This window comes from Polyangium sp. y55x31 (genome assembly GCF_029946505.1).
GTDB lineage: Bacteria > Myxococcota_A > Polyangia > Polyangiales > Polyangiaceae > Polyangium.
In genome coordinates this window covers 210,323-235,269 of sequence record NZ_JARZHG010000005.1, presented here as the reverse complement: position 1 = coordinate 235,269, position 24,947 = coordinate 210,323, and the positions used below count along the sequence as shown (strand labels likewise).

The 24,947-nt window shown below is 69.7% G+C and carries 24 protein-coding genes; 19 read left to right on the top strand and 5 right to left on the bottom strand.

Translation table 11 applies throughout. The features are described 5' to 3' along the window. Window positions 1–78 precede the first annotated feature (78 nt). A complete protein-coding gene (locus QHF84_RS12470; protein ID WP_281313476.1) occupies window positions 79–1,188 on the top strand; it encodes an alpha/beta hydrolase in 1,110 nt (369 codons plus the stop codon). Window positions 1,189–1,197: 9 nt separating this feature from the next. Here QHF84_RS12470 and QHF84_RS12465 read toward each other — a convergent pair whose 3' ends face one another. Further along, the gene (locus tag QHF84_RS12465; RefSeq protein ID WP_281313475.1) at window positions 1,198–2,889 is read right to left on the bottom strand and encodes an NAD(P)/FAD-dependent oxidoreductase; all 1,692 of its coding nucleotides are present in this window, start codon (window positions 2,887–2,889) and stop codon (window positions 1,198–1,200) included. A gap of 138 nt (window positions 2,890–3,027) precedes the next feature. Between QHF84_RS12465 and hemL the strand changes: the two genes are divergently transcribed. After that, window positions 3,028–4,302 carry a glutamate-1-semialdehyde 2,1-aminomutase gene (hemL, locus tag QHF84_RS12460; RefSeq protein WP_281313474.1) on the top strand — a complete coding sequence of 425 codons (1,275 nt, stop codon included), beginning with the start codon at window positions 3,028–3,030 and terminating at the stop codon, window positions 4,300–4,302. 12 nt (window positions 4,303–4,314) lie between these two features. Here the strand turns inward: hemL and QHF84_RS12455 are convergent, their stop codons facing one another. After that, window positions 4,315–5,094, bottom strand: coding sequence for an SCE4755 family polysaccharide monooxygenase-like protein (locus tag QHF84_RS12455; protein ID WP_281313473.1), 780 nt, complete (start codon window positions 5,092–5,094; stop codon window positions 4,315–4,317). 100 nt (window positions 5,095–5,194) lie between these two features. Continuing rightward, window positions 5,195–6,106 (bottom strand): DUF2726 domain-containing protein, encoded by a 912-nt coding sequence (locus QHF84_RS12450; protein WP_281313472.1) that lies wholly within the window; start codon window positions 6,104–6,106, stop codon window positions 5,195–5,197. A gap of 150 nt (window positions 6,107–6,256) precedes the next feature. Here QHF84_RS12450 and QHF84_RS12445 point away from each other — a divergent pair, with 150 nt between their 5' ends. Beyond that, on the top strand, window positions 6,257–6,901 hold the full coding sequence (locus QHF84_RS12445; RefSeq protein ID WP_281313471.1) for a hypothetical protein: 645 nt from the start codon (window positions 6,257–6,259) through the stop codon (window positions 6,899–6,901). On the opposite strand, the gene QHF84_RS12440 is transcribed toward QHF84_RS12445, so the two are convergent. Continuing rightward, the gene (locus QHF84_RS12440; RefSeq protein WP_281313470.1) at window positions 6,853–7,389 is read right to left on the bottom strand and encodes a hypothetical protein; all 537 of its coding nucleotides are present in this window, start codon (window positions 7,387–7,389) and stop codon (window positions 6,853–6,855) included. The genes QHF84_RS12445 and QHF84_RS12440 overlap by 49 nt on opposite strands. A 108-nt stretch (window positions 7,390–7,497) precedes the next feature. Here QHF84_RS12440 and QHF84_RS12435 point away from each other — a divergent pair, with 108 nt between their 5' ends. The 14 genes from QHF84_RS12435 to QHF84_RS12370 all read left to right on the top strand — a co-directional run bounded on the left by QHF84_RS12435 (window position 7,498) and on the right by QHF84_RS12370 (window position 22,275). Further along, window positions 7,498–8,529 carry a tetraacyldisaccharide 4'-kinase gene (locus QHF84_RS12435; RefSeq protein WP_281313469.1) on the top strand — a complete coding sequence of 344 codons (1,032 nt, stop codon included), beginning with the start codon at window positions 7,498–7,500 and terminating at the stop codon, window positions 8,527–8,529. After that, window positions 8,526–9,101 carry a hypothetical protein gene (locus QHF84_RS12430; RefSeq protein ID WP_281313468.1) on the top strand — a complete coding sequence of 192 codons (576 nt, stop codon included), beginning with the start codon at window positions 8,526–8,528 and terminating at the stop codon, window positions 9,099–9,101. The genes QHF84_RS12435 and QHF84_RS12430 overlap by 4 nt, the downstream gene beginning before the upstream one ends. Before the next feature lie 45 nt (window positions 9,102–9,146). After that, complete coding sequence (gcvPB, locus tag QHF84_RS12425; RefSeq protein ID WP_281313467.1) at window positions 9,147–10,646, top strand: aminomethyl-transferring glycine dehydrogenase subunit GcvPB; 1,500 nt, start codon at window positions 9,147–9,149, stop codon at window positions 10,644–10,646. Between the two features lie 130 nt (window positions 10,647–10,776). Further along, a complete protein-coding gene (locus tag QHF84_RS12420; RefSeq protein WP_281313466.1) occupies window positions 10,777–11,094 on the top strand; it encodes a hypothetical protein in 318 nt (105 codons plus the stop codon). Window positions 11,095–11,257: 163 nt separating this feature from the next. Next, the gene (locus QHF84_RS12415; RefSeq protein WP_281313465.1) at window positions 11,258–12,244 is read left to right on the top strand and encodes an AAA family ATPase; all 987 of its coding nucleotides are present in this window, start codon (window positions 11,258–11,260) and stop codon (window positions 12,242–12,244) included. After that, window positions 12,241–13,254, top strand: a complete 1,014-nt coding sequence (locus QHF84_RS12410) for a DUF58 domain-containing protein (RefSeq protein WP_281313464.1) — start codon at window positions 12,241–12,243, stop codon at window positions 13,252–13,254. Before QHF84_RS12415 ends, QHF84_RS12410 begins: the two co-directional genes overlap by 4 nt. Further along, window positions 13,251–14,375 carry a hypothetical protein gene (locus QHF84_RS12405; RefSeq protein ID WP_281313463.1) on the top strand — a complete coding sequence of 375 codons (1,125 nt, stop codon included), beginning with the start codon at window positions 13,251–13,253 and terminating at the stop codon, window positions 14,373–14,375. Before QHF84_RS12410 ends, QHF84_RS12405 begins: the two co-directional genes overlap by 4 nt. After that, window positions 14,372–15,508: a VWA domain-containing protein gene (locus QHF84_RS12400; protein WP_281313462.1), complete on the top strand. Its 1,137-nt coding sequence runs from the start codon at window positions 14,372–14,374 to the stop codon at window positions 15,506–15,508. Before QHF84_RS12405 ends, QHF84_RS12400 begins: the two co-directional genes overlap by 4 nt. Continuing rightward, window positions 15,505–16,605: a VWA domain-containing protein gene (locus tag QHF84_RS12395; protein ID WP_281313461.1), complete on the top strand. Its 1,101-nt coding sequence runs from the start codon at window positions 15,505–15,507 to the stop codon at window positions 16,603–16,605. The genes QHF84_RS12400 and QHF84_RS12395 overlap by 4 nt, the downstream gene beginning before the upstream one ends. Further along, entirely contained in the window at window positions 16,592–17,692 is a 1,101-nt protein-coding gene (locus QHF84_RS12390; RefSeq protein WP_281313460.1) for a tetratricopeptide repeat protein, read from the top strand. Before QHF84_RS12395 ends, QHF84_RS12390 begins: the two co-directional genes overlap by 14 nt. Then, window positions 17,689–19,596, top strand: a complete 1,908-nt coding sequence (locus tag QHF84_RS12385; RefSeq protein ID WP_281313459.1) for a BatD family protein — start codon at window positions 17,689–17,691, stop codon at window positions 19,594–19,596. The genes QHF84_RS12390 and QHF84_RS12385 overlap by 4 nt, the downstream gene beginning before the upstream one ends. Further along, window positions 19,593–20,396 carry a hypothetical protein gene (locus QHF84_RS12380; protein ID WP_281313458.1) on the top strand — a complete coding sequence of 268 codons (804 nt, stop codon included), beginning with the start codon at window positions 19,593–19,595 and terminating at the stop codon, window positions 20,394–20,396. Before QHF84_RS12385 ends, QHF84_RS12380 begins: the two co-directional genes overlap by 4 nt. A gap of 65 nt (window positions 20,397–20,461) precedes the next feature. Then, entirely contained in the window at window positions 20,462–21,046 is a 585-nt protein-coding gene (locus tag QHF84_RS12375) for a hypothetical protein (protein WP_272419903.1), read from the top strand. A 62-nt stretch (window positions 21,047–21,108) separates the two neighbouring features. Next, window positions 21,109–22,275, top strand: coding sequence for a dienelactone hydrolase family protein (locus tag QHF84_RS12370; RefSeq protein ID WP_281313457.1), 1,167 nt, complete (start codon window positions 21,109–21,111; stop codon window positions 22,273–22,275). 52 nt (window positions 22,276–22,327) lie between these two features. Here QHF84_RS12370 and QHF84_RS12365 read toward each other — a convergent pair whose 3' ends face one another. After that, window positions 22,328–22,768, bottom strand: a complete 441-nt coding sequence (locus QHF84_RS12365) for a universal stress protein (RefSeq protein WP_281313456.1) — start codon at window positions 22,766–22,768, stop codon at window positions 22,328–22,330. Window positions 22,769–22,877: 109 nt separating this feature from the next. Here QHF84_RS12365 and QHF84_RS12360 point away from each other — a divergent pair, with 109 nt between their 5' ends. After that, the gene (locus QHF84_RS12360) at window positions 22,878–23,660 is read left to right on the top strand and encodes a GGDEF domain-containing protein (RefSeq protein ID WP_281313455.1); all 783 of its coding nucleotides are present in this window, start codon (window positions 22,878–22,880) and stop codon (window positions 23,658–23,660) included. A gap of 35 nt (window positions 23,661–23,695) precedes the next feature. Beyond that, window positions 23,696–24,919, top strand: coding sequence for a cardiolipin synthase ClsB (gene clsB / locus QHF84_RS12355; protein ID WP_281313454.1), 1,224 nt, complete (start codon window positions 23,696–23,698; stop codon window positions 24,917–24,919). Window positions 24,920–24,947 lie beyond the last annotated feature (28 nt).

Here is a 24,947-nt window from a genome sequence, read left to right as displayed (position 1 = left end):
GTTTTCCAGGGGGCGCGACCGAGGTTATCGTCGTGGGCGTCGCGGGCGAGGGCTCGCGAAAGGAGAAATATGTCGCGCGTGCGGCCCCTCGTGGACCTGCGGACGATGATCGAGCTAGGGCGATGGCTCGGCCCCTGGACGGACGGGCAGGTGATGCCGCGTGACGTGAGCCGCGAGGAGCTTTTGATCGAAGGTCGCCGCGCCGAGGATCGAGCGTTTTCGGCCTTCGTCTACCGATCGCAGAGGCGCGCGCCCGTGGGCTCGCTCCTGCTCGTGCCGGGGCTGCATTACCTCGGCCCGCTCGACGCGCGGATGGATCGCTTCGCGCGGATCCTCGCGGCCGCGGGCCTCACGGTGCTCGCGCCGCGGCTGCCCGATTTCACCTCGCTCGTGCTCGGTGAACGCATCTTCGACGACATGTCGCGCGCATTCTCGGCATTGCTCGCGCTCCCGGGTCGGCCGCCGGGTCGGCCGGGCGTCTTCTCCATTTCGTTCGGGTCGCTGCCATCGCTGTGGCTCGCTTCGCGGTCGGGCCTGGCCTCCGAGGTGGGCTCCTTGATCGTATTCGGCGGGTATGCCGATTTCGGGGACACGTTGCGATTCTGCATCCACGGTCGCCCGGGCGCGGCGCACGACCCACTGAACCGCCCGGTCGTGTTCATGAACCTCCTGCCGTGGCTCGACGACAAACCCGAGGATCCGGCGCCGCTCGTCGCCGCGCTGCGAAAATACGTGGAGGCGACGTGGGGGCGGCCCGAGATGAAGGTCGACGGGAAATGGCAAGCCATTGCGCGGTCCGTCGCGGACGAGCTCGCGCCCGCGGAGCGGCCCTTGTTCTTCGCCGCGACGGGGGCCACGGGCGACACGAAGGCGCTCGTCGAGGCGGCGCTCGGTCGATCGGGCGACGCGTTCGCGTGGCTCGATCCAGGCCCGTTTTTACAGGACATCCGCTGCCCGGTGCATTTCATCCACGGCGCGGACGACGACGTGATCCCGTACGAGCAGGCGTTCGCCCTGGCCAAACGCCTGCCCGAAGGCGTTTGTCAGGGCATTCACGTGACGGGGCTTTACGGGCACACGCACAAGGCGGATCCCGGGACGACGCTGCGGGACGTGCCGGCGCTCGTGCGGGAAGGAACGACGCTGCTCAAGATGCTGTCCGCGGTGGCGCGGTGCGGGGGTGGGTGAGGAAACGAATCAGCGGGCCCGCCGCAAGGCCGCCTTCCAGCGCCGATGCGTTCGCGCCGCGCGCGCCCGCGAGAGGATGCGGTCGCCCGGCAGCCACAAAGATCGCGGCCGCTCCTCCTGCCCGCGCAAGAGCGTTTGCGTCGAGATACCCAGATCCGACGCGATCTCGTCCGCGGCGATCGCGCCCGAGAGCGCGCCGCCCTCCATGTACCCTTGCGCGTCGAGGCTCGTGTGTTCCCCGGCGAAATGGAGGTTCTTGACCCGCTCCGACTCGGACCCGGTGATCGTCGTGTATTGCCCGACCTTGTAGGCGGAGTAGCTCCCCAGCGTGTACGGGTGCGTCGGCCAGTGGAATCGCGCGACCTTGCCATTGTGGGTCGCTTTGGTTCCAGGAAAAACCTGTTCGAATTGATCCAGGAACTCGGCCGCTCGCTCCTCGGGCGTGCCCATGCCGCTCTGAACGCCGGGATCGCCGCCGGTGAAATTCGTCAGGATGCCGCTCGCGCCCGGCTGCAGGCGGCTCGTCTCCCACGTCGACTGGTACGGGAGGTCCGAGAACGTCTCGCCATTCGAACCGGCGTCGCGCCACGGCCGCGAGGAAAAACCCACCATGAGCTTCGCGTTCGTGCCGTAGCCGAGCTCGTTGATGGCGCGCTTCTTCACGTCGGGCAACGCGACCTCGATCGTCACCTCGCGGAGCTTCGTGAACGGGAGCGCGAGCACCACGTGATCCGCCGTGACCTCGAACGTGCCGCTCTCGCGCGAGAACGTGAGCACGTACCGCCCGTCCGACGCCTCGCGGAGCGAGACGAGCGTCGCGTCGAGCTCGATCTGCTCGGGGCTCAGCGCCTCGGCGAGGCGCGTGGGGAACGTGTCGTTGCCGTCCTTCGTGTGGAAGAGCTCGTCGCTGTCGCCGAAGACCTCGAAGGACGAGGTGTCCGTCGAGATCAGGAACATCATGTTGAGCACGTTCGTCACGTCGGGCTCGAGGCCGTACTCGATGTTGTACGCGACCTCGAGGAGCGTACGCACCGGCCCGCTCGCGCCGATCTGATCGAGCCACGCCGAGAGCGAGAGCTTGTCGAGCGCCTCGCCGCCGTTCGGCTTGTTGTAATAAACGAAGAGGTCTTCCTGATCCGTGAGCGTCGCGAGGGCCTCGTCGATCTTCGTCGCGATGGGCTCGAATCCCGACAGGATCTCCGCCTCCGTGAGCTTCACGCCTCCGATGTGCGCGACGAGATGCTCGAGGCTCTGGTCGTCGTCGTTGTAATCGAGCAGATCGATCCCGAGCTCGGCCGCGAGGTCGTGCATCGTCTCGTGGCCGGTGTCGATGAGCTCGCCGCCGAGCTCGCAGTGCTGGCCATCCGGGAACGTCATCCGATCGGTGTACATGCGGCCGCCGATGCGCTTCGAAGCCTCGTACACGGTCGCCGTGACGCCGAGCTTCTTCAGCCGATACGCGCAGTGCAGGCCGGCGATGCCGCCGCCCACGATCACGATCGTCGGTTCCCCTTCGACCGGAGGTTTCGCAGGGTCGTCGCCACACGCGGTCGCCGCGAGCGGCAAGGTCAGCGCCGCCGCGCTCATCTCGAGGAAGCGTCGGCGCGGCAAGCTCGCGCGCTCGCGCTGCATCGCGAGGAGCTCGTCGGCAGGGATGCCGCTCTGGCGCGCGGCCCGGCTGATCTGGAGGAGGCGGGACAAGGAACGAAGCAGCGGTGTTCTCGCCATGGATTCCCCTGGGAAAAACGCGAGCGGCGATGCGCCGCGGCGCGAAGAAAGCCCCCCGCAGGATACCTCGGACTTGCCCCCGGACCCAAGGCGCGCATAGTCACCCGCCTCATGTCCGACACCATCTCCCAGGCCCTCTTCGAGCGCGCCCGCGCCGTCATCCCCGGCGGCGTCAACAGCCCCGTCCGCGCCTTCCGCGCCGTCGGCGGAAACCCCGTGTTCATCGCCCGCGCCAAGGGCGCGCGCGTGTACGGCGAAGACGGCGCGGCGTACGTCGATTACGTGGGCTCCTGGGGCCCGGCGCTGCTCGGTCACGCGCACCCCGACGTGATCCGCGCCGTGCAGGAGGCCGCGGAGGGCGGGCTTTCGTTCGGCGCGCCGACGTCCCGCGAAGTGCGCTTCGCCGAGGCCGTGCGCGCGATGTATCCGGGCATCGAGAAGCTCCGCTGTGTCTCCTCCGGCACCGAGGCGACGATGAGCGCGATCCGCGTGGCTCGCGGCTTCACGCGCCGCGACGTCATCGTGAAGTTCGAGGGCTGCTACCACGGTCACGCCGATCACTTGCTGGTCAAAGCAGGCAGCGGCCTCGCGACGTTCGGCGTCCCCGATTCGGCCGGCGTGCCCGAGGGCACCGCGAAGACGACGCTGACGCTCGCCTTCAACGACATCCCCGCGCTCGAAGCGCTGTTTTCAGCCCGCGGCAGCGAGATCGCGGCCGTCATCGTGGAGCCCGTCGTCGGCAACATGGGCTGCGTGCCGCCCGAGCCCGGCTTCCTCGAAGCGATCATCGCCCTCTGCCGCAAGCACGGCGCGCTCTCGATCTTCGACGAGGTGATGACGGGCTGCCGCCTCGCGCGCGGCGGCGCGCAGGAGCGTTACGGCCTGCGCGCGGATCTCACGACGCTCGGCAAGATCATCGGCGGCGGCATGCCGCTCGCGGCCTACGGAGGCCGCGAGGACGTGATGAACGTGGTCGCGCCGCTCGGGCCCGTCTACCAGGCGGGCACGCTGAGCGGAAACCCCGTCGCGGTCGCGGCCGGGCTCGCGACGATCGAGCGGCTCGTGCCCGAGGTGTACGAGAAGCTCGAACGGCTCGGCGCCGCACTCGAAGCGGGCCTGAAAGACGCGGCCGCGCAGGCGGGCGTGCCGGCCACGGTGCAACGCGTGGGCTCGATGATCACGCTGTTCTTCAACGACAAACCCGTGCGGTCGTGGGCCGAGGCGTCGCAGAGCGATACGAAGCGCTTCGCGACCTGGCACGCGGGGATGCTCTCGCGGGGCATTTACTGGCCGCCGTCGCAATACGAGGCGGCGTTCCTCTCGGCGGCGCACACCGACGAGGACATCACGCGCACAGTCGAAGCCGCGCGCGCGTCGCTCGGCTGATCTCCTCCTCGACTACCGCCGCGCCTTCTTGCTGCGCGCCGCGCGGGCCACGAGGCCTGCGAGGACGAGCGCTAGCGCGGCGGGTGATCCGGGCGCCGACGGCGAAGCGCTGCAAATCCCGGACGGCTGGTCCTCCTGGAAGGGCGCGGGGCCGGGGCCGACGTCGTCCGGGATCGAGCCGCCCATCCCGCCTCCGCCGCCACCTTCGCCGCCCGCGCCGCCTGCGCCCGACGAGCTCGACGACGACGCCGCCGTCGAGCTCGACGCGCTGCTGCTCGCGTTCGGGTCGACGATGTTCACGGCGGCGCACGAGTAGTAGTAGGGCTTCGAGGCGCCCTCCATGAACTGGCGAAGCTGGATCACGCAGTTCTCGCACGGCGTATTCGGGACGGTGATGGTCGCGCTCACGAGCCCGCCCGACTGCGAGTTCGCGTCGTTGGCCTCGTAGATCACCCCGGCGTCGAGGTCCGCGCGCTTGACCGTGTCGATCGACTTCGTCGAGAGCGCCACGCGGAACTTGCCATTGTGGTTGACCGTCTCCTTCCACGTGACCTGGAGCGGCTGCCCGACCATGAGGTCGGTGATCTTGTAGCCGGCCGGGCACGCCGAGGCAGAGCTGTCTTCGGCGGGATCCTCGGGGCCCGCGCCGAAATAACAGCCGCACGGGCCGCTCTTCGCGTTGTCGTCGTTCGTGAGGGGTTGCGGGTTCATCAGCACGGCGTGCGCGAACGCGCTCGAACCCACGAGGAGAACCGCGGCAAAGGCAAAAAAGGCAGGAGCTCGGGAATGCATGGCCACCTCGGACACGCCGAGGGTACCCGAGACGCGTGAGCGACGGGAGGAAAGCCGTTGCGAAAGGAAAAACCCAGCCGGGCGAGAAAACCGGCGAGGCTCAGAACGAGCCGGGCGGCATGCTCGGCGGGACGGCCTTGACCTTGTAACGCATGCGGAAGGCCGCGATCGTGGCGCCGAGCTCGGCGCGCGAGACGAGCCGGCCGCGGCCGCGGATGCATTCGAGCAGCTCCTGATAAAGCTCGTAGAGGAGCATCTCGTCGACGAGCGTGTTCGTCGTCGCGGGGAAGAGCTGGTTGCGCACCGCGATCTTCGAGCTCGCCACGGCCTCGTCCGTCACGCGGACGAACCCGACGGCGTGGAAGTTGCCGGCCGCGTCGACGCCGATCACGGACGACGCGACGGGGCTCTTGCATTTGCCCGACTCGTAGATGCGGCGGATGTTCCTGCGCACGTCGCCGAGCGCGCCCGTGGTGGGATCAAATTCCGCCGCGGAAGAGGCGGAGCCCGCCGAGAGGGCCGCCGTCGAGCCGGGGCCGGCGGTGCCGAAGAGATCGATCTCGCCGCTGCGGAACGAGCGCGACTTCTCCCCGCCGCTCGGCATGCCCTTCGAGGCGAACCAGCTCTCCAGCATGAGCGTCATGAGCTCGATGCTGTGGTGCTTCTTCGAGAGGTGGAAGGCGTGTACCCGCACGAGCGGCAGGAGCAGCTTGCGGCAGATCTCGTTCTCCTGCTGCTGCTTGACGCTCGCGACGTCGGTCGGGTGCGAGGTGCCGTCGAACTGGACGACGAAGAGCGGCATGCGCTCCGTATCGACCGCGACGTAGTCGAACGTGGCGCGGGCGACGAACTGGAGGAGTTCGTCCGAGAGACCGCTGCCCTCCGTTCGGAAGACGTCTTGCGCCTTCACGCGCATGAGCACGCCGGCGCCGAGCCGCTTGCAGACGGTCGAAAGCCCGAAGCTTACTGCCTCTTCGGTGTGGTGAACGAGCTTCTTCAGGTTTCCGTTCATCGCGCGACCGCTTGCCTACGGTAGGCTGATAGCGCGGGTGACCGCAACCGGAGACGACAGCGATCCAAGGTGATTCTCTTTACAGGATCTCACGAAGCCCCACCTTGCCCGCGGGTTCGCCCGAAGAAGCATGAGGGCGTCACGCCACACGTGGCCAGCGTTCGCGTTGCAGTCGTGCTCTTCGCGCTCTTCGTTCTTGCTCCATGCATCTCGCTCGGTTGCCGGTCGGAGGCGCCGCACGCGAGCACGTGCCCCGCGCCCTTTCGCCCCGATGCGGCGCGGGCCGAGGGCATCCTGGCGAAGCTCGGTGAGGTGCCCGCGGGGGCGCGCGCGAGAGACCGCGCGCTCGCGAAGGGCGGGGTGTCGTTCTGCTTCGGTCGTATCGGCGTGTCGTCCGTGACGACGTCGGGCGCCGTGCTGATCGACGAGGCGCTCGGTACGGAAGAAGCCGCGGCGCGGGTCGCGCACCTGCTCACGCACGTGGCCGAGGGGCTCCGCGTGGAGCCGAGCAGCCGCGAGGACGACTGCGAGGAGATCACGGCGCGCGCGCTCGCCGCAGAGGCGAAGGCGTTGTCGCTGGAGCTCGAGCTGCGCCGCGCGTTCGGGATCGGCGCGTCGGCGCGCATACGGTACGAGTTCGAAGGAAATTTCTGGGCGGCGCCGGCGGAGACGCGCGAGGGGCTCGTGCTCGACTATCTGCGCGCGCATCCCGACGGCGCGCCGGGCATCGACGCGCTCGCCTCGGGTTATGCGCGGCGCTGTCGCGAGGCGCGGGACGCGGCACCCGCGCGCTGACGGCGGCGCGCGAAGGCCGCGACGCCGAGCCCAAGCGCGAGCGCGCCGAGCGAGGCTTCGAACGATGCGGACGGCGCGAGCCGACACCCGCACCCGGCGTCGCTGTCCGCCGAGGAGGAGGAGGCCGCGGGAACACACACCTTCTGCGTCTTGCAGGTCGCGTCCGCGGCGCACTCGTTACCGTTCGGGCAGGAGCCTTCGATCTTCGCGCGATCGTAGTCCGTGGGGCTCGCATCGGGCGGCAGGAGGCCGGCACAGTTGATCGTGGAGACACAAAGCGGCGTGTCCTTGCACGTCTCGCCGCGCCCGCATTCCGCGTCCGAGGTGCACTCGATGGGGCGGCAGTAGGGCCCACCGTGGCAGCTCGCGCCCTCGGTGCCCGCGGGGCACTCGTCCGGCGGCGGCCCAACCACGTCTGCGCGCGCGGGCGTGACGTACGCGAGAGCCGAGAGCCCGAAGACCGCGATCCAGAAGGACGAACGCTTCATCGACGAACCTCCTGGCCTCTTGCCCTACGCGATCCCGCGCGCGCCGTCGACATCGAACGAGCCGCGTCGCGGCCCTGCGCGCCGCGCGCTACGTTCGAGGCGAGCGCCATGGACTCTCTCCGCGCCCGCATCGCGCGACGCCTCGAGCGTGGGATCGAGCCTTCCTTGCCCGGTCGCGCGCTCGCGAATGCATGGGCTGCGATCGCCGCCGCCCGCGTGGCGCGCCCCGTGACGCTCCCTGAAGGCGCGCGGATCGTCGGCGTGGGCGGCGCGGTCCTCGGCGGCGCGGGCAAGACGCCGGTGGCGATCGAGCTCGCGCGCGCGCTCGCGCTCGCAGGTCACGACGTCGCGCTCATCGGACACGGCTACCAGGCGCGCGTGCCTTTCCCGCGCCGCGTCTTCCCCGCGGATCCCGTCGATCGCGTCGGCGACGACGCCCTCTGCGCGGCGCGCGCGCTCGCTGCGATGGATGCGCCCGTCTTCGTGGCGAAGCGACGCGAAGGCGCGCTCGCGCTTGCGGTACGGTCCGGAAAAACCCTCCTCGTCGTGGACGGCCTCCTCCAGGCATCACCGCGCCGCCTCGACGACGCCGTCCTCGTGCTCGACGGCGCCTCCCCGTTCGGCGCCGGCGTCTGCCCTCCGCTCGGTGATCTCCGCGCCCCCGCGTCCGCGCTCGTCGAAGCGGCCGATCACGTCGTCGCGCTCGGCGGCGCGCGCTCGCCGGCTCTGCCTGCGAGCGCGGTACCGCTCGCCTCCTCGATCGATGGCGCCCTCGACGCGTCCGGCCGCCGTCACGACCTCGCATCCCTCGCTTCGCAGCGCGTCGGACTGCTCGTGGCCATCGCGCGCCCCGATCGACTGCTCGCTGCGCTCGATCGTGAGCGCATCCACCCTCGCGCGGTCCTCTGCCTGGCCGACCACGCCCGCTTCGACCCTGGGACCCTCGATCGTGCCCGAGACCTTGGCCTCGACGCCTGGCTCACCACGGCTCGGTGCGCTACCAAGCTCCCGCCCCGGCTCGGCGGTGCTCCGGTCCTCGCCCTCGATCATCGGATCGACGTGAGCCCGCTCCTCGCTCGGCTCTCGTTTCGAGGCTCGCGCGAGGGCGCACCTGCCTGTGCTAGGCTCCCGGCCCCATGAAATGGAAGCGTTCGCTCTGGTTGGTCGTGACGGCGATGGCGCTCGTCGGCGCTCCTCTTTCGACGGTGGGCTGCGCAGGTGGCTCGGGCGGCGCCAAAGCCGCGGATCTTCAGCCCGGTGACATGCCTTCCGGCGCGAGCTGGACCGGCGTCTACTTCAGCGAGCTCTACGGCTACCTGCACCTCGTCCAGGACGGCAACGTGGTCGAGGGCAAGTGGATCCGCCCGCACAAGGACCGGTGGGGCAAGCTGAAGGGCGAGGCCACCGGGGACGTCATCAGGTTCGAGTGGACCGAGTACACCCAGGGCCTCGTCGGGCCCAACGCGGCGAAGAGCGGCCGCGGCTACTTCAAGTACAAGCGCCCCGCGGGTGACAACGTCGACGACACGTTCGCCGGCGAGATCGGCTTCGACAAGGACGAGGTCGGCGAGCCGTGGGACGCGGTCAAGCAGCGCAACGTGAACCCGGACCTCGCGTCGATCGGCGGCACGGGAGCCTCCGACATCGGCGGCGGCGACTGGGATTCGGAAAACAAGGAACAGGGCGCGCCCGAAGAACCGGCGAACCCCTGAAACAAGGCTCGGGGACGTTCCCTCGCCCGAGCGAGATGGCGACACATGGCACGACCTCAACCGCAAGGAATCAAGTTCCGCGAGCCCCCCATTTTCGAGCGGGGCACGACGGGGCGCTCGGGCGCCTCGCTCTCCCCGCTCGACGTGCCGGACGTCGATCCGGCTGCGCACTTCGGCGCGCTCGCACGCAAAGAGGCCGCGGGCCTGCCCGAGGTCAGCGAGCCCGAGGCGTTCCGGCACTTCGTGCGCCTCTCGCAGTGGAACTTCTGCATCGACTCGCAGCTGTATCCGCTCGGGTCGTGCACGATGAAGTACAACCCGAAGATCAACGAGTGGGCCGCGCGCATTCCGGGCTTCTCGAAGATGCACCCGGAGACGCCGGACGAGCTCGCGCAGGGCTCGCTCGAGGTCATGTGGCACGTGCAGCAGATGCTCAGCGCGGTGAGCGGCATGGACGCCTGCTCGCTGCAGCCCTCGGCGGGCGCGCAGGGCGAGCTCACCGGCCTCATGATGATGCGCGCCTACCACGAGTCGAAGGGGCGCAGCCCGAAGAAGGTCTTCATCCCGGAGAGCGCGCACGGCACGAACCCGGCCTCGTGCGCGCTGAACGGGCTCGTCGCGGTGAAGATCGAGAAGAACCCCGGCGGCGTCGTCACGCCCGCGGAGGTCCTCGCCGCGATCGAGCGTGAGGGCAGCGACGACGTCTGCGGCCTCATGATCACGAACCCGAACACGCTCGGCGTCTACGAGAAGCACCTGCCCGAGATCATCGAGATCGTGCACGGCAAGGGCGGCCTCGTGTACGGCGACGGCGCGAACACGAACGCGATCATGGGCCACGCGCGCCCCGGCGACATCGGCGTCGACGTCATCCACATCAACCTGCACAAGACCTTCACCACGCCGCACGGCGGCGGCGGCCCCGGCTCGGGCCCGGTCTGCTTCAAGAAGCACCTCGAGCCCTTCCAGCCCGGTCCCGTGCTCGTGCGCAAGGACGACGGCACGTTCGCCTTCGATCGTGATCGCCCGCAGTCGATCGGTCGCCTGCGCGCGTTCTACGGCAACTTCGGCATGTTCATCCGCGCCTACACGTACCTGCGCGAGATGGGCGGCGAGGGCCTCAAGATGGCGAGCTCGCTCGCGGTCCTCAACGCTCGTTACCTCTGGGCGATGCTGAAGGACACGTACGCGGCGCCGGTGTCGGAGGCGTGCATGCACGAGGTCGTGCTGAGCGACGTCGACCTGGAGAAGACGACGGGCGTCAAGACGCTCGACGTCGCCAAGCGCCTGCTCGACTACGGCTTCCACGCGCCGACGATCTACTTCCCGCTCGTCGTCCCGGGCGCGCTCATGATCGAGCCGACCGAGACCGAGACGAAGGAGACGCTCGACGAGTTCGTCGACGCGATGAAGGCCATCGCTCGCGAGGCGCAGGAAGACCCGGCCCTCGTGAAAGGTGCGCCCCACAACACCGTCGTCGGTAGGCTCGACGAAGCCCGCGCGGCGCGGCAGCCGCGGCTGCGGTGGCGGCGCGAGGCGCGCTGAACACGGACTCCGGTTCGCCCCAAATTCGCGAACCGGAGTTGTCCGTGCGTACAATGTCGCCCGTCGGCCGCTCGCTCCCTCTCGGGAGCGGGCGGCGTGTCAGAGCGTAAAGGCCTGAACGAGTAGCGGCGTGTCCCGGACCATCACCGACAACGTCGGAGAAATCGAGACGATCTGCAAGACCGACCCTGCGCGCGTGGGGGACCTGGTCAAGCTCGTTTTCCGCTCGGACGATGACGCGGATCCGCCGTTCAACGTTCGGATCAAATCGCCCTCGGGCAAGGTGATCATCGAGCGGGTCCTGCGCGATCTGCCCACGGGCAAGCCCCAGAGCGCGCCGCCGATCGAGTTCACGGCCTCGGCCCCGGGCCCGTACAAGATCGAGATCTGGCAGCTTTACGGCAAGATTCGCGGAAACGCGGTGCTCAACGTGATCCCGGCGATGTAGCGAGCGCCGCGCGCCGCTTTCGGGAATAAACGCGCCGCCGCGCCTGTCCAGGCGCCGCGAGCCTTGCTATGTGCACGCCGCACGTCGATCTCGCGCGAGGCGCGGGATCGAGCCATGACGGCTTCGCGGCAATGCCCGCCCAGACAACCTCCCGGTTCATGCCATGCACGACGTCCGCGCCCTGAACGAGCTCGTCGCGAAAGAGAGTGCCTTCGTCGACAACCTGATCGCCGAAGTCGGCAAGGTGATCGTCGGGCAAACCTACATGCTCGAGCGGATCCTGATCGGCCTGCTCACGGGCGGGCACGTCCTGCTCGAAGGCGTGCCGGGGCTCGCGAAGACGCTCACGGTCCGCACGCTCTGCGATGCGCTCCACGCGAAGTTCTCGCGCATCCAGTTCACGCCGGATCTCCTGCCCGCCGACGTTATCGGCACGGTCATCTACAACCACCAGAAGGGCGAGTTCTCCTCGAAGCTCGGCCCGATCTTCGCGAACCTCGTGCTCGCCGACGAGATCAACCGCGCGCCTGCGAAGGTGCAGAGCGCGCTGCTCGAAGCGATGCAGGAGAAGCAGGTCACGATCGGCGACTCGACCTACAAGCTGCCCGATCCCTTCGTGGTCATGGCGACGCAGAACCCGATCGAGCAGGAGGGCACGTACCGTTTGCCCGAGGCGCAGGTCGATCGCTTCATGCTGATGGTGAAGGTCGGGTACCCGACGCGCGCGGAGGAGCGGCAGATCATCGACCGCACGACGGGGCTCGTCGAGGCGAGCGCGAACAAGATCATCGAGCCCGAGACGCTCGTCTCTGCGCGTAAGGTCGTGCGCGACGTCTACATGGATGACCGCGTGAAGGACTACATCGTCGACGTGGTCTTCGCGACGCGCGAGCCGAGCCAGAAGGGCATGAAGGAGCTCGCGAGCATGATCGAGTACGGCGCGAGCCCGCGCGCCTCGATCGCGCTGGCGCTGGCCGCGCGGGCGCACGCGTTCTTGCGGCACCGCGGGTACGTGACGCCCGAGGACGTGAAGGCCGTGGGGCCGGACGTGCTGCGGCATCGCATGGTGCTCACGTACGAGGCCGAGGCCGAAGAGGTGACGACCGAGCAGGTCGTGCGGCGCGTGTTCGAGGTGGTCGAGGTGCCGTGAAGGCCGCCGGCCGCACGAAGAAGGGGGCGACGAAGAGCCCGAGCTTTGGGGAGCGCCTGCGCGCGTTCTTCGGGCTCGGCGACGAGCCCCCGCCGGACGACGCGCCGAACAAGAAGGAAGGCGCGAAGGCCGACGCCGCGGAGCTGCTCAAGCGGCTGCGCGTGATCGAGATCAAGACGAGCCACATCGCGAACGAGCAGCTCTCGGGGACGTACTCGTCGGTGTTCCGCGGCCAGGGCCTCTCGTTCCGCGAGGTGCGCGCGTACCACCCCGGCGACGACGTGCGCTGGATCGACTGGAACGTGTCGGCGCGCATGAACGAGGCCTTCGTGAAGGTCTTCGTCGAAGAGCGCGAGATGACCGTGATGCTCGTGGTCGACGCGTCGGAGAGCGAGCTCTTCGGGACACGTCGGGCCTCGAAGGCCGCGGTGGCCGCGGAGATCTGCGCGCTCTGCGCGTTCAGCGCGATCCGCAACAACGACCGCGTGGGCCTCGTGTTGGCCACGGATCGCGTGGAGAAGATCGTCCCGCCGAAGAAGGGCGACAAACACGTGATGCGCGTCATCCGCGAGATCCTGGGGCACGAGCCGGAGAGCGCGGGGACGAGCCTCCGGGTCGCGCTGGAGACGCTGTCGAAGGTGCAGAAACGAAGGAGCGTCGCGTTCGTCGTGAGCGACTTCTTCGACCACGGCTACGAGCGGGCCCTCGCGCTCGCGGCGAGCAAGCACGACGTGATCCCGGTCGTGATCGAGGATCCACGCGACGCGGAGCTGCCGGACGTCGGGCTCGCGACGTTCGAGGATCTGGAGACGGGCGAGCAGGTGCTCGTCGACACCTCGGATCGCAAGGTGCGGGAGCGGTACGCGGCCGAGATGCGGAAGATGCGGCGCGAGCGGGACAAGCTGTTCAAGAAGCTCGCGGTCGACACGGTCACGATCCGCACGGACCAGAGCTACGTGGAGCCGCTGCGTCAGCTCTTCGCGAAGCGCGCGAGGAGGGCCCGGCGATGACGAGGACATGCCTCCCGCTCGTGTTCGCCGTGGCCCTGGTCGCCGTCGCCGCGTCGCGCACGGCGTCGGCCGAGGAGACGGACGCGGACGCGGGCGCGCCGGCGGCGGACGCGGGCGCGCGGGTGTGGGCGTCGTGCGTGGAGCGTGTGCCCGAGGGCGCGAGCCGGCCGAAGATCACGGACACGTTCCCCGAGCGCGGGACGAGCGGCTGGGCCGCGCCGCTCGAGATCACGGTCGTGCACGGCAAGGGCGAGACCGTGATGCCCGGCGGTTTTCGCGTCGAGCGAGGCAGCGATCAGTACAAGGCGCTCGAAGAGGCAGGGTTCGTCCTGCCCGACCCGGACGGCGGCGCAGGCCCGATCGCGGTCACGGAGGCGAGCGAGACGTCGTCCACGACGAAGGTGACGATCCCGTTCGTGGCCCTGCCCAAGAACCCCGGTCGCAACGTGATGATGCTGCCGCCCGTGCCGATCACGCTGGCGCGCGCGAGCGGGGATCTCGTGACGATCTGCACGGCGCCGCATCCGATCCTGATCGAGGATCCGATCGCGAACGAGCTCGATCCGAAGGTCCGACCGAACCCCGACGGGAGATCACAACGCGAGGAGTGGGTGCTCGCGAAGCAGCTCGCCGTGGGCGCGCTCGTGGGGGCGATCCTCACGGCGATCGGCGCGTGGCTCTTCGTGCGCTGGTCGCGCCGCCCGAAGCCCGAGCCGTACGTCGCGCCGAAGCTACCGTGGATCGCGGCGCTCGAAGAGCTCGAAGCGATCCGCGCGTCGAGCCTCATCATCGAGGGCAAAAACGACGAGTACTTCGACCGCGTGAGCGACTGCGTGCGCAAGTACCTCGGCGCGCGGTACGGCTTCGATGGTCTCGAGAGCACGACCGACGAGATGCAGCGGACGCTCGCGCGCGTGCGCCCGCCGGTGCGCGGGCTCGACACGATCACGCGCTTCCTCGAAGAGGCGGATCTCGTGAAGTTCGCGCGCGTCGTGCCGAGCGAAAACGACTGCCTCGCCGCGCTCGAACGCGGCATCACGATCGTGCGCAACACGACGCCGCCGCAGGCCTCCACCGGCGAGACCGCGGCGCACAAGGAAGCGGCGGGAGGGCCGACATGAAGCGGTTTGCCCTCGTCCTCTTGCAGACGCTCGTCGTGCTCGCGCTCGCGCTCGCGTGGCCCTTCTTCGCGCGGCGCGACGCCTGGGAGAGCGCGAGCTTCGAGCTGCCGTGGCTGCTCCTCGGCCTCGGGATCGTGCCGGTCCTGCTCTGGTGGGGCACGGCGGGTCAGGACCGGCGAACGCCGCGGCTGCGCGTCGGCACGATCTTCCCCTTCACCACCGGCCCGCGTGGCGTGCGCGCAAAGCTCCGGGATCTGCCGGGCGTCCTCCGTGCCGTCTCAGTCGCGCTGCTCGTCACCGCGATCGCGCGCCCGATCTCGATCCTGCGCGACGAGCGCAGCGACGACAAAGGCATCGACATCGTGGTCGCGCTCGACCTCTCGGGCTCGATGCGCGCGATCCTCGACGCCAAGCCGGGCGATCTTCCGGGCCGGATCACGCTGCCGCGCGGCAAGCGCCTCACGCGGCTCGATACGGCGAAGATCGTCCTCCAGGACTTCATCTCGCGCCGGAAGACCGACCGCATCGGCGTCGTCGTCTTCGGCAAGAGCGCGTATGTCCTCTCGCCGCCCACGCTCGACTATCACCTCCTGAGCGAGCTCGTCGGCAAGATGACGCTCGACGTGATCGACGGATCGAGCACGGCGATCGGCGACGGGCTCGCCACGGCCGTCGCGCGCCTGCGCAAGAGCGACGCGCAGTCGAAGGTGATCGTGCTGCTCACGGACGGCGACAACAAGGAAGGCCTGGTTTCGCCGCAGTACGCGACGCACCTCGCGACGAGCGTGGGCGCGCAGGTGAACACGATCCAGATCGGCAACGACGACGAGGTCGACGTCGAGGACGGCTTCGATCTGCTCGGCCAGCCGCGCTACGTGCGCCGCCGCTACCCGGTGAACCCCGAGCTGCTCAAGTGGATCGCCAAGACCACGAAGGGCGAGGCGTACATCGCGACCGACGCGAAGGCGCTCGCCGAGAGCATGCACGCGGTGCTCGACAAGCTGGAGAAGACGCGCTTCGAGGCGAGCCGCGGATCGTTCGAGGATCTGTTCCCCTTCCTGCTCGTCCCCGGCGTCGTGCTCGTGGGCCTCGACGCGCTCCTTCGCGCGTGGCTGCTCCGGAGGTTCCCGTGATCTTCGGCGCGCCCGTCTTCCTGTTCTGCACGGCCCTCGCGGCCCTCGTCGCGCTCCTGCTCGCGCTCGGCGCGGTTTATCGGCGTCGCGCGGCGCAGGCCTTTGGTGATCTCGAACGAGTCGAGGCGCTGCGGACGAGTGACCCCTCCGTACGCCGCGCATGGAAGGCCGTCCTCCTCGTGATGGCTACAGCGCTCGCGTTTTTTGCGGCGGCGCGCCCGCAGTACGGCAAGGGGACGCGCCTCGTGCCGGCGACGAACGTCGACGTGGTCCTCGTGCTCGACTACTCGAAGAGCATGTACGCGCGGGACGTCGAGCCCTCGCGGATCTTCCGGGCGAAGGTCGAGGTCGCGCGGCTCGTGAAGGAGCTCGAAGGCGCGCGTTTCGCCGCCGTCGCGTTCGCCGGTGAGCCGATGGGTTTTCCCCTCACCGCCGACGGCGCCGCGGTCGCGCAGTTCCTCCGCCAGCTCGACCCGAACGACATGCCCATCGGCGGCACCGCGATCGCCCGCGCCCTGACGCTCGCGCGCGACCTCTTGAAGCGGGATCCGAAATCGTCGGAGCACAAACGAATTATCCTGCTCGTCACGGACGGCGAGGACCTCGAGGGTGATCCGGCCTCCGTCGCGCGTCAGCTCGGCGCCGAGGGGACGACGGTGCACGTCGTGCAGATCGGCGGCCGTACGCCCGAGCGGATCCCCGAGGTCGGCGAGGACGGCCGGGTCGTCGGCTTCCGGACGGACCGGAACGGAAAACCGCTCACGACGGCGCTCACCGTGCACGGCGAGAAGCAGCTCGCGTCGATCGCCGCCTCGACGCCGGGCGGCGAGATCATCGTCGCGGAGAAGGGCACGACCGGGATCGATCGGATCGCCGCGGATCTGCGCAAGCAGATGAAGAGCGAGCTCGCCGAGAAGATCGAGACGGTCTACGCCGACGTTTATTACTACCCGCTCGGGCTCGCGATCCTCCTGCTCGTGGCCGAGGCGCTGATCACGGACGCGCCGCTCCGGATCCTCCGCCGCAGGGCCGCGCCGAAGCCGATCGCGCCCGCGGGCGAGCGCAAACGAAAGGAGGCGCGTCGTGTCCCGGCCTGATCGCAAACCACGCGTCCCTCGCGCCGCGGGTGGATCGAACGTGCTGCGTGACCGCGTGAAGACCGCGGCGATCGCCCTCTTCGCGCTCGCCTGCGTCGCCGGCGGCGCGACCTGGCTCGCGTCCGGATGCACCGGATGGGACCCGAGCTCGCCGTTCGAACGCAACGCGCCCGTCGTCGATCAGGCCCTCGCCGATCTCGACGCGGGCCGCTTCGAATCGGCCGAGCAGGCGCTCGAAACGTACCTCGGCACGGGCCCGTGCACGGACGCAGGCCTCGGCCTCCCGGACGCGGTTCGCCAGAAGTACAACGGCTCGTTCGATCTCGGCCTCGTGCTCTTCTCGGTCGCGGAGAAGTACGGCCGGCGCTTCGGCGAGGAGGAGCAAGGCGACGGCGGCCCCGAGGAGGAGCAGCTCGCCGCGATGCGCTCGCTCGAGATCGACTGCGCGCTCATCGTCGTGCGGGCGATCGCCGAGGATCCGAAGGTCCCGATCGATCTGCGCGCGCGCGCGCACTACCTCGCGGGCAACCTCGAGTTCTTGCGGAAGAAGTACGAGGAAGCCGTGCGCCACTACGACGACGCGCTCGCGCTCATTCCGGGTTTGCCCGAGGACGCGGCCGCCGACGGCATCGGGCGCGACGCCGCGTGGAACCGCGCCATCGCGCTCCGGCGCATCGAGGACCAGAAGGACGCGGGGCAAGACGCCGATCAGGACGCGAACCAGGACGCAGGCCAGGACGGCGGCGACGACGCGAGTGATGGATCCGACGGCGACGATGGATCTGATGGCTCGGACGGCGGTGACGACGGCGGCAACGACGCGGGCGAGGACGGCGGCGACGACGGCGGGAAAGATGCCGGCGACGACGGCGGAGGCGACGGCGGAGACGGGGACGCGGGCCAGGATGCGGGCGGACAGGACGGTGGACAGTCGCCGCCTCCGCCGCCGCAACCCGCGTCGCCCGAGCCTCAGCCGGGCCAGGAAGATCGCATCCTCGATCGCTTCGAGGAGGCGCCGACCTACCAGGAGCAGGAGGCCAAGATGAAGGCCGGCACGCGGCGCGGTCGCGTGATGGAGGACAAGTGAGGGCCGGGGCGCTCGCGTGCCTCCTCGGCGTGCAGGCCGCGATCGTTTCAGTCGCAACGATCGCGCATGCCGATCCGCAGGTCACGACCCGCGTGAGCGCGCGCAAGGTCGAGGTCGGCGAGCCCTTCTCGGTGCAGCTCTCCGCGCTCGTCACGCCCGGCGAGCCCATCCCGAACGATCCGCGCCTCGCGCCGCCCGCGGGCGCCACGATTCAGGGCGGTCCGGCCGTCGGCACCTCGATGGTCTCGATCAACGGGAGCACGCGCGTCGGCATCGACGCGAGCTGGCAGCTCGTCTCGAACGCGCCCGGCCGCGTGAAGATCCCCGCGCCGAGCGTACTCTGGCAGGGGAAACGTGTCTCCGGGCAAGCCGTCGAGGTCGAGGTCGTCCCCGCGAGCGGCCGCCGCAGGCCGCAGAGCCCGTTCCTCTTGCCGGGCGGCCCTGGGCTCTTCGGGCAGATCTTCGGCGGCCACGATCCCTTCGCCGACGACGATGACGACGACGAGCCGCAGCCCGCGCTCGACGAGAAGCTCGAGCTCAAGACCGCGCCCGATCCGTACGTGTTCCTCCATGCGCGCGCCGACAAGAAAGAGGCCGTCGTCGGCGAGCAGGTCACCGTCTCGTTCTACATCTACCAGCGCGTGAACGTGGAGATGGCGCCGGCGCGCGACGCGTCGATGACCGACTTCATCCGCATGTCGATGATCTCGACGCCCGGCTTCGAGCCGCCGTTCCGCACGCGCGCGGGCGGCAAGACGTACATGGCGCGCCTCATCGATCGCGTCGCGCTTTTCCCCGTCCGCACGGGTGATCTGCACGTCGGACCGATGACCATCAAGTTCTCGGGCCAGCACGTCGGCCGCATGGTCGATCGGTCGAGCGAGGACCTCGTCATCCACGTGACCGAGCCGCCGCGCGCGGGTCGCCCGCCGGGCTACGTCCTCGGCGACGTCGGTCGGTTCTCGCTCTCGGCCACCGTCGAGCCGCGTCGCCTCACGCAGGGCGGATCGATCGCGGTCACCGTGCAGGTGAAGGGCAGCGGCAACTTCCCGCAGACGCTCGCGGTGCCGGCGCGCACCGGCGTCGAGTGGCTCGATCCCGAGAAGCGCGAGTCGATCGGCCCGCAAGGCGCGATCATCACGGGCTATCGATCGTTCGGGTACGTCGTCCGCATCCAGGAGCAAGGCCAGGTCGAGCTCGGCAAGATCGACCTGCCGTACTGGGATCCCACATCGAAGCGGTACGAGGTCGCGAGCGTCGAGCTCGGCAAGGTCGACGTCGCGCCCTCCGCCACGCCCGATCCCCGAGCGTCCGCGAGCGCGTCTCCGAGCGCCGCGCCCGGCGCCGATCCAGCGGCCCCGAAAGGCGAAGCCGATCCCTTCGCGACCCTCCCTGCCCCGCGCGCCACGCTCGGCGCCTTCATCGCGCCCTCCGCGCCCCTCTTCGACGGTGCGAGCCTCTACGTCGTGATCGCCGCGCCGCCCCTCGCGTACGGCCTGCTCGCCACGGCGGCCGCGGGCGCGCGGCGCCTCCGATCGCGCAGGGCCGCGGGCGCTTCCTCGCCGACGCGCCTCGCGAACGTCGCGCTCGACGAGGCCGATCAAGCGCGCGAGCGTGGCGACACGAAGGCCCTCTCGGCGGCCGTCGAGCGCGCGATCCACCACGCGATCAAGGCCGCGACCGATCTCGAATCACGCGGCATCCTGCTCGGCGATCTCACGAAGGAACTCGAAGACGCGGGCGTCTCCGAGGACCTCGCGTCTCGCACGCGGAGCCTGCTCGACGAGGCCTCGGCGCTGCGCTTCGATCCGGGCGCGAGCGCGGCGAGCCTCGAAGAGCTTGCGAAGCGCGGACGAGCTGTCGTGCGTGATCTCCTCGCCGTCTCCGGGAGGGCGCGGGGATGAGGCGCGGGCAGGCCGCCGCGATCTCGCTCGTGCTCGCGTCCGTGCTCGCGTTCGCGAGCATCGCCCGCGCGGCGACGCCCGAAGAGCTTCATCGCGAAGGCACCGAGGCGCTCGCGCGCGGCGCCTACGGCACGGCGATCGAGCGCTTCGAGGCCCTCGCCGACATGGGCTTCGTGCACCCCGACGCGAGCTTCGGCCGCGGCCTCGCCTACGTCGCGCGCGTGCGCGCCGGCGCCGATCGACCCGGCGATCTCGGTCGCGCCGCGGCTGCTTTCGAGGAGACGCTCCGCCTTCGTCCTTCCGACATCGAGGCCGATCACGCCCTCGACCTCGTCCGCGCCGAGGTCGTGCGGAGGCGCGCGCGGCGCGGCAAGGATGCGACCACGGTGCGGCCCACGCTCGATCGCGCCGTCATCGGCCTCGCCTCCGAGCGCACCTGGAGCCTGCTCGCGCTCGTGTCCTCGATCCTCCTCTCGATCGGCCTCTTCCTCCGGCGAAGCCGCGCCTCTTCGTTCTCCGTCGCGGGCCGCATCATGGCGCCCACGGCGCTCGTTCTCCTCTGCGTCTTTTTGCCGCTCACGATCGCCGCGCGAAGACTCAGGCTCACCACGCGCGCGGGTGTCGTCGTCGTGCCCGAGGTCCATCTCGTCGACGATCACGGCACGGCGCTCGGCGGCGAGCCGATCCCGGAGGCGCATGCCGTCGAGGTCGGCGAGGCGCGCGGCGGGCTCGTTCATGTCCGTTGGGGTGCGACGGAGGGGTGGGTCCCGAGCGGCAGTGTCCGCTTGCTCTCGCCGTGACGTCCGCCTGATGGCCGTGGACGATGACGCAAGAACGCAACGTCGCCGTGTGCTAGGTTTCCGCCGTGTGGGTCCGCCGCGCTGCCATCCGTCCGGTACCGTCCTTCGCGCAGGTCCCTCTACGGGCCCTCTCGGAGGTCGAGGAGCAGCTCGCGGAGGATGACGAAGAGGCGCGGCAGAAGCTCGACGAAGCGTTCGCCCGCTTCGAGCAGACCCAGCCTGCGATGGCTGATCGCATCGCGCAGGTCCTCGGCGGTCCTCTCGATGAAACCGCGCTCGCGCTCGGATATTTCCTGACGCTCGCCGTCTGGCTCGCTTTCGACAACGTCTTTGGTGAAGACCTCGCGGAGGTCACGCCGCTCGCGCTCGCCGGCGTGGAGGAATCGCTCAAGCTCGACGAACAGCTCCGCATGGCCGATCCGGCCGAGGCGGTCGATTCCGACGACGTCATCGCGATGGAGCAGCCCGATGTGCTCTCGTTCGTCCACGAGCACGTCGACGCGGCGCTCGAAGCGAATGCGAGCGAGGTGGACGTCGACGACGTGCACGAGATTTATCGCATCGTATTGATCGAGGTCCTCGCGCTGAGCTACGCGGTCCGTCCCCCGACGAACTGGGGGATTCAGATGACGACCGAGTTCACGGCCTGATCGCTCCTGCACTCTCGGGTGACCGCGTTGACGCTCCCGCAGCGCCGGCTTACGCACGCCCCATGCAGAAAATCGGCTTTGTCTTGGGCATTGCAGGCCTCGTGTTCACGTCGGCTTGCACGGGTGGGAGCGATCTCGGGCTCACGGGAGGGACGATCACCGGGCCGACGGGGAGCGGCTCGGGCACGTCGGGGCCGGGCGGCAGCGGCGGCGAAGGTGGGACCGGCGGCGACGGTGGGAGCGGCGGCGTCGGCGGGATGGGCGGCGCAGGCGGATCGGGCCAAGGCGGCGCGGGCGGGGACGGCGGCGCGCCGATGGTTGTGCTCGACCCGAACAAGGACGGGCCGTTCACGTTTGCCGAGATCGACGACAACCAGTGGAAGTCCTCGACGGGTGACACGGTTCCCATGCACGCGGCGTATCCCACGGCGGGCCCCTCGAATGGGCCGTATCCGGTCGTCGTCGTGGCGCACGGCTTCCAGATCGCGGCGAGCCAGTACGACAGCTACTTGAAGCGCCTCGCGAGCTTCGGATACGTCGCGGTCACGCCCGATTATCCGACCTCGTTCCTCGGGAACGACAACACCAAGGCCACGAAGAACATCATCAGCGCCCTCGATTGGGTCGAGTCGAAACCCGAGCTCAAAGGCGACACGAAGCTCGCGGGCGCGACGGGGCACTCGCTCGGCGGCAAGCTCGCGGTCTACGCGGCGAAGCTCGACGATCGCTTCAAGGCCACGATCGTGCTCGATCCCGTCGACGGCGCCTCCGGCAACCCGCTCGACCCGAACCCGATGTGCACCGCGCCGGCGTGTATCGACGTGAGCGCAGAGCTCCCGATCGCCAAACCCACGGGCTTCCTCGGCGAGACCCTCGACAGCGGCGGCGGCGGCGGCTTCCAGCCCGCGTGCGCGCCCGCGGCGGAAAACTTTCTCACGTTTTATGCGGCGGCGAAGTTCCCGAGCTTCGCCGTCACGATCAACGGCGCGAACCACGTCGGCTTCGTCGACAACACGCAGACCTGCGGCATCGCCTGCAGCGCGTGCAAGATGCCCACGCTCGACAACGCCACGGTCAACGCCCTCTCGCGCGCCTACGTCACCGCGTTTTACGAGCGCTACCTGCGCGGCAACACGGGCTACGACACCTACCTCACCGGCGCCGAGGCCCAGGCACGCTACGTCGACACGGGCATCGCGGTGATCCAGTCGAAGCCGTTCGCGCCGTAACGAGCAGCCTTCGCGTGCGGCGCAGCCCTTGCGCTGCGCCGCACGCCTTGCATCACGACGTGAGCTTCTCGGCGTGCCGGACCACGAGCACCGATCGATCCGCGTGGTTCACGACCTTCGCCGCCGTCGTCCCGATCAGCCGATCGAGCCCCTGATAGCCGTGCGACCCGATCATGATGAGGTCCACGTTCTCGTCCTTCGCCGCCTGGCAGATCGCCTGCCACGGCGTCCCGACGGCGACCTTCACCGGCCCGCGCAGCTCCTCGGGCACGCGCTCGAGCTCCTTCTCGATGTACCGCAGCGCCTCTTGTTCGAGCAGCCCTTCGAGCGACGACGGCGGCAAGACGTAGGCTTCCGGCGGGATCTCGACCGGGATCCCGATCGCCCGCATCAGGATGAGCTTGCTGCTCGTTCGCCGTGCAAGGTCGATCGCCGCGTCGAGCACGTCGTTCGCCCGCGGGGAAGCATCGAGGCCAACCAGAATCCGGTGCATACTGTCGCTCTCCTTCTGCGCGGCACGGGCGTAACACGACCCGTGCCATGCGCGAAGCACCCTCGTGCCGCGACGCCGGCACGGATCTTCCAGGCAACCAAGGTCCACGATGCGATGGCTGCGGCGTGTCCCCGAGAGCTTGCCCCGCCGGCGGGTCTTTCCCGTCCTCGGCGCCCTCTTCGCCCTCGGCGCGCCTCTCGGCCTGCTCGTGCTGCGCGCCGTCCTCGCCGGGAAAGCGCCCACGCCCGCCTTGCTCGTCGCCGAGACCGAGGCCGATCCCGTCACCCTCGGCTACCTCGTGTTCACCTTGCTCCTCGTGTTCGTCCTGCTCGGCCGCGCCCTCGGCGCGCGCGAGGACGAACTCGCCACGACGAGCATGACGGATCCGCTGACCGGCCTCTCGAATCGCCGTCACCTGGACGCACGGCTCGCCGAGGAGATCGCGCGCCTCGCGCGGTACGAGGGCGCCGCCACCGTCCTCCTGCTCGACGTCGACCACCTCAAGGAGATCAACGATCGCGGCGGCCACGAGGCCGGCGACGCGGCGCTCCTCGCGGTCGCCGAAGCGCTGCGCCACACCTGCCGCGCGATGGACCTGCCTTCGCGGTACGGCGGCGACGAGTTTGCCGTGCTCTTGCCGGAGACCACGGCCGTGCAGGGCCTCGAGCTCGCCGAGCGGATTCGCGCGGCGCTCCGTGACATGCCCGGCGCGCCCACGGTCTCGATCGGCATCGCCGACCTCGACGCCGCGGCCGCGCCGCGCCCGCTCGCGCTGATGGAAGCCGCGGATGCGGCGCTCTATGCGGCAAAAAAGGCGGGACGGGATCGCGCTGCGCTCGCACCCTCTTCTCCGCCGCGGACGTCGCCCCTCGGCGAGGGGGCTCCGGGCTGATTCTGCGCTACCCTGGGGCTCGAAAGGACAAGCGTTTGAGCCGAGGCGATAGTCTGCCGCTCTTGCCGAGCGTCGACGTCATTCCGTCCGTCGACGCCGTGCCGCCGCCGCCCACGACGCTCCTTCGCACGCCGGCCTTCTGCGACATGGTCGTGGGCTACCACCGGCTGCGCCTCCTCCACGACGGCGCGCAGGCCTTCCCCGCGATGCTCGAAGCGATCGCGCGCGCTCGCTCCACCATTTGCCTGGAGACGTACATCCTGCGCGACGACCACGTCGGCCAGGCCTTCGCGTGCGCCCTCGCGGAGCGCGCGCGCGCGGGCGTCGAGGTCAACCTGCTTTACGACGCCTGGGGATCGTCGGTCTCCGGGGAATACGTGGCGAACTTGCAGGACGCGGGCGTGCGCGTCGTCGAGTTCCGGCCCGTGCGCCTCGCGCTCCAGAATCGAAAGCTCCTCCGCCACGTGGTCCGGAGAAACCACCGCAAATCGCTCATCGTCGACTCGCGCATCGCGTTCACCGGCGGGATCAACATCTGCGGCGATTACGCGCCGAAGGACATGGACAGCCCTCCGCCCTGGCGCGACACGCACCTCGAGCTCGAAGGCCCCGCCGCGATCGAGCTCCAATACTTCTTTTTGCGCACCTGGCGCAAAGCGAAGGGCCCGGCGCTCGACGAGCCGCGCTACAGCCACGCCGGCCGAAGGCCCGATCCGCACGTCCGCGTCATCACGAGCGACATGCGCCGCGGCCGCGCGGGCATCCGCGACGCCTACCGCTCGGCCATCAAGAACGCCGCGCGGCGCATCTGGATCACGAACGCGTATTTCCTCCCCTCGTTCGGCTTCCTCCACGCGCTCTCGGAGGCGGCGAAGCGCGGCGTCGACGTGCGGATCATGGTCGCGGGCACGACGGACGTCCCGGCGGTCCTCCACGCCGCGCGCTCGATCTACGGGCGCCTGCTCGAATCGGGCGCGCGGCTCTACGAATGGAAGGGCCGCGTGCTCCACGCGAAGACGGCCGTCATCGACGGGCGCTGGTCGACCGTGGGGTCGAGCAACCTCGACATGCAATCGCTGCGGCAGAACCTGGAGGCGAACGCGCTCATCGAGGACGAGCGGTTCGCGCTGGCGATGGAGGCCATGTTCATCGGGGACTTGCCCCATTGCGAGGAAGTCACCCAGACGAGCTGGGGGAAGCGGCCGCCGTGGGAGCGGGTAGCCTCCTGGGCGGCGTACCTGTTCCGGGATTGGCTGTAACGACGAAACGGCGCGCGCGGCGCGGGCC

Bases quoted from the DNA above. Each gene is read 5' to 3' on its own strand.
- hemL (WP_281313474.1), top strand. From the start codon at position 3,028: ATGTCCGACACCATCTCCCAGGCCCTCTTCGAGCGCGCCCGCGCCGTC.
- QHF84_RS12455 (WP_281313473.1), bottom strand. From the start codon at position 5,094: ATGCATTCCCGAGCTCCTGCCTTTTTTGCCTTTGCCGCGGTTCTCCTC.
- QHF84_RS12450 (WP_281313472.1), bottom strand. From the start codon at position 6,106: ATGAACGGAAACCTGAAGAAGCTCGTTCACCACACCGAAGAGGCAGTA.
- QHF84_RS12440 (WP_281313470.1), bottom strand. From the start codon at position 7,389: ATGAAGCGTTCGTCCTTCTGGATCGCGGTCTTCGGGCTCTCGGCTCTC.
- QHF84_RS12435 (WP_281313469.1), top strand. From the start codon at position 7,498: ATGGACTCTCTCCGCGCCCGCATCGCGCGACGCCTCGAGCGTGGGATC.
- QHF84_RS12430 (WP_281313468.1), top strand. From the start codon at position 8,526: ATGAAATGGAAGCGTTCGCTCTGGTTGGTCGTGACGGCGATGGCGCTC.
- gcvPB (WP_281313467.1), top strand. From the start codon at position 9,147: ATGGCACGACCTCAACCGCAAGGAATCAAGTTCCGCGAGCCCCCCATT.
- QHF84_RS12415 (WP_281313465.1), top strand. From the start codon at position 11,258: ATGCACGACGTCCGCGCCCTGAACGAGCTCGTCGCGAAAGAGAGTGCC.
- QHF84_RS12405 (WP_281313463.1), top strand. From the start codon at position 13,251: ATGACGAGGACATGCCTCCCGCTCGTGTTCGCCGTGGCCCTGGTCGCC.
- QHF84_RS12400 (WP_281313462.1), top strand. From the start codon at position 14,372: ATGAAGCGGTTTGCCCTCGTCCTCTTGCAGACGCTCGTCGTGCTCGCG.
- QHF84_RS12380 (WP_281313458.1), top strand. From the start codon at position 19,593: ATGAGGCGCGGGCAGGCCGCCGCGATCTCGCTCGTGCTCGCGTCCGTG.
- QHF84_RS12370 (WP_281313457.1), top strand. From the start codon at position 21,109: ATGCAGAAAATCGGCTTTGTCTTGGGCATTGCAGGCCTCGTGTTCACG.
- QHF84_RS12365 (WP_281313456.1), bottom strand. From the start codon at position 22,768: ATGCACCGGATTCTGGTTGGCCTCGATGCTTCCCCGCGGGCGAACGAC.
- QHF84_RS12360 (WP_281313455.1), top strand. From the start codon at position 22,878: ATGCGATGGCTGCGGCGTGTCCCCGAGAGCTTGCCCCGCCGGCGGGTC.